Raw genomic sequence first — 3,358 nt, forward strand, 5'->3', positions numbered from 1 at the left:
CACGCACGGCCGCCGGGCCGCCGGGCGCGGCGGTGGCCACCGCGTGCGCGTCGGCCGCCGCGCGGGACTCGCCTATGGCGCTCAGGGCCTCGGCACGCGCGTGCGTGGAGGGCACTTCGCGGGCCCGCGCGCGCAGCGCCTCCTGGGCCGCGTGCCGGTCCCGGCCGGCGAACAGCGCGCGGGACAGCGCGAGCGCGGTACGGCGCTCGTCGGCCGAGAGGTAGCGGTTGCGGCTGGACAGGGCCAGCCCGTCCTCCTCGCGGACGGTGGGTACGGCGACGATCTCGACGCCGAAGTTCAGGTCCCGCACCATGCGCCGGATGAGGGCCAGCTGCTGGGCGTCCTTCTGCCCGAACAGGGCGGCGTCGGGGCGGGTGAGGTGCAGCAGCTTGGCGACGACGGTGAGCATGCCGTCGAAGTGGCCGGGCCGGGAGGAACCCTCCAGGCGCTCGCCCATGGGTCCGGCGGAGATGCTCACCTGGGGCCGGCCGCCCGGGTACACCTCGTCCACGGAAGGTGCGAACACGGCGTCCGCACCGGCCTGTTCGGCGAGCTTGAGGTCGGCGTCCAGGGTGCGCGGGTAGCGGTCGAGGTCCTCCCCCGCGCCGAACTGCAGCGGGTTGACGAAGACCGTGACGACGACCTCGCCGTCCGGGCCGGCGATCTCGCGCGCGGAGCGGATGAGGGTCGCGTGGCCCTCGTGCAGCGCGCCCATGGTCATCACGACGGCACGGCGGCCTTCGCGCACGCGCGCGTGCAGCTCTTCGGCGGTGCTCAGCAGGGCGGTGGTCATCGGTCGTTCCCCTCGGTGCCGGTCGTGCCGTCAGTGCCCTCGGTGCCGGGGCCGTCAGTGCCCTCGGTGTCGCGGCCGTCGATGCCGTCGGTTCCCCGGCCGTCGGTGGCGTCGGTGTCCCGGCCGCCGGTGCCGTCGGGACCGTCGGTGGCGGGGCCGCCGGTGCTGTCGGTGCCGTTCCGGGCCGCGTCGGCCGGGCGGCCCCCGTCGGCGAGTACCCCGAGGAGGTCCTCGGCCAGTTCCGGCTTCAGCAGGCCCGCGGCGAGGGCGCGGTCGGCGGTCGCGCGGGCCATCGCCAGATAGCCGGCCACGGTCTGCGGTGCGTGCGCGCGCAGCTCGGCGACGTGCGCGGCGACCGTGCCGGCGTCCCCGCGCGCGACCGGCCCGGTCAGGGCGGCGTCACCGGAGCGCAGCGCGTTGTCCAGGGCGGCCCCGAGCAGGGGGCCGAGCATCCGGTCGGGCGCCTCCACGCCGGCCGTCCGCAGCAGTTCCATGGCCTGGGCGACCAGGGTGACCAGGTGGTTGGCGCCGAGGGCGAGGGCCGCGTGGTACAGCGGGCGGTCCTGCTCGCTGATCCACTCCGGCTCGCCGCCCATCTCGATCACCAGCGCCTCGGCCGCCAGCCGCAGCTGCTCGGGCGCGGTGACGCCGAAGGAGCAGCCCGCGAGGCGCTGGACGTCCACGGGGGTGCCGGTGAAGGTCATGGCCGGGTGCAGGGCCAGCGGCAGCGCGCCCGCGCGCAGGGCCGGGTCGAGGACCCGCGCGCCGTACCGTCCGGAGGTGTGCACGATCAGCTGTCCCGGCCGCACGGCACCGGTCCCGGCGAGGCCGGCGACCAGTCCGGGCAGCGCGTCGTCGGGGACCGTGAGCAGCACCAGGTCGGCCCGCCGGAGGACCTCGGCGGGCGGCACCAGCGGGACGCCCGGGAGCATGGCCTCGGCCCGCCTGCGGGAGGCGTCGGAGACCCCGGAGACGGCCACCGGGCGGTGCCCGGCGAGCTGGAGGGACGCGGCGAGCGCGGGACCCACCCGGCCGGCGCCGACGACACCGACGGTGAGCCGCGCGGGGCGGTCCTTGAGGTCTGGCTGGTGGACTGTACTCACGCGACGGCGGCCTTCCCGTTCCAGTCCGCTCTGGGTACCGGACGATTTCTCGTCATGTTAACGCTATCTCGTTCCGGCGCCGACCGGTTGTCCACAGGCTGTGGGTTTCACCACGCCGCCCCGAAGGCCCCCACGGCCCGGAAATCCCGGTGTCCCCGCCGGTCCTACACGGCATGATCGCGGCATGACCGACACGTCTGAGCAGAGCACTGACCAGGAGACCGGGCCGGGCGCGCAGGCGCCGGCGTGGGAGCGGTTGCGGGACCGGCGCGTGGCGGCCCAGCGGCAGGCGCGGCGCGCCCTGTCCCGCGCGGGCTGGCGGGGCACGATCGGGGAACGGCTGGCACTCCTGACCGAGGGGGCGGCGGAGGTCTGCGACCTGGACGAGCCGGCCGACGTCTACGGCTCCGGGATCGTGGCCGGCCTGGAGGCGCGGGTCGCCTCGCTGCTCGGCACGGAGGCCGCCGCGTTCTTCCCGACGGGCACCATGGCCCAGCAGGTGGCCCTGCGCTGCTGGGCCGGCCGCACCGGCGACCCGGTGGTCGCCCTGCACCCGCTGTCCCATCCGGAGGTGCACGAACGGCACGCCTTCAGCCAGGTCAGCGGACTGCGTCCGGTCCGGGTCGGCGAGGGGCCCGCGCTGCCCACGGCGGCCGAGATACGTGACCTCGAGGAGCCTTTCGGGGCGCTGATGCTGGAACTGCCTCTGCGGGACGCCGGCTACGTGCTGCCCACCTGGGAGGAGCTGACCGAGGTCGTCGGGGCGGCACGGGAGCGCGACGCGGTGGTGCACTTCGACGGCGCGCGCCTGTGGGAGTGCACGGACCACTTCGGGCGCTCTCTGGCGGAGATCGCGGGCCTGGCCGACAGCGTCTACGTGTCGTTCTACAAGTCGCTCGACGGCTTCGGCGGTGCTGCGCTGGCCGGCCCGAAGACGCTGGTCGAGGAGGCGAAGACCTGGCGGCACCGATATGGCGGCACGGTCTTCCAGCAGTTCCCGACCGTCCTGTCCGCCCTCCTGGGCCTGGACCGTGAGCTGCCCCGGCTGCCGGAGTACGTGCGGCACGCGCGCGTGGTGGCCGCGGCCCTGCGGGAGGGCTTCGCCGCGGCCGGAGTGCCCTGGGCCCGCGTCCACCCGGAGGTGCCGCACACCCACGAGTTCCAGGTCTGGCTGCCGTACGCCCCCGAGGTGGTGGCCGAGGCGGCCGTGCGGCAGGGCGAGGAGACCGCGGTGCTGCTCTTCGCGAACGCCTGGGACACCGCGGGACCGGGCCTGGCACGCACGGAGGTCGGCGTCCGTGCCGCGGGCCTGGAGTGGACGGCCGGCGACGTCCGCGAGGCCGTGAGGGATTTCGCGGACCGCCTGCCGGACAGGGCGTAGCGGAGCACGCCTTGGCGCCGGAGCGGCCGCGCGGGCGGGGCGGCCGGGCCGATCGGGCGGGCCCGGAACGCCCGGACCGGC

General features: G+C 76.0%; 3 protein-coding genes. 1 reads left to right on the top strand and 2 read right to left on the bottom strand.

All coding sequences use genetic code 11. The annotated features are described in order from the left end of the window. Both panC and GT045_RS20645 read right to left on the bottom strand, forming a co-directional pair. Nucleotides 1-793, bottom strand: a 793-nt coding sequence (panC, locus tag GT045_RS20640) for a pantoate--beta-alanine ligase (protein ID WP_161335056.1), incomplete at its 3' end; no start/stop codon positions are given. After that, a complete protein-coding gene (locus GT045_RS20645) occupies nucleotides 790-1,896 on the bottom strand; it encodes a DUF2520 domain-containing protein (protein WP_161335057.1) in 1,107 nt (368 codons plus the stop codon). The genes panC and GT045_RS20645, both read right to left, overlap by 4 nt. Nucleotides 1,897-2,080: 184 nt before the next feature. Here GT045_RS20645 and GT045_RS20650 point away from each other — a divergent pair, with 184 nt between their 5' ends. Beyond that, nucleotides 2,081-3,277: a beta-eliminating lyase-related protein gene (locus GT045_RS20650; RefSeq protein ID WP_161335058.1), complete on the top strand. Its 1,197-nt coding sequence runs from the start codon at nucleotides 2,081-2,083 to the stop codon at nucleotides 3,275-3,277. The last annotated feature ends 81 nt before the right edge of the window (nucleotides 3,278-3,358 follow it).

This window comes from Streptomyces sp. SID486, assembly GCF_009865385.1.
Classification (GTDB): domain Bacteria; phylum Actinomycetota; class Actinomycetes; order Streptomycetales; family Streptomycetaceae; genus Streptomyces.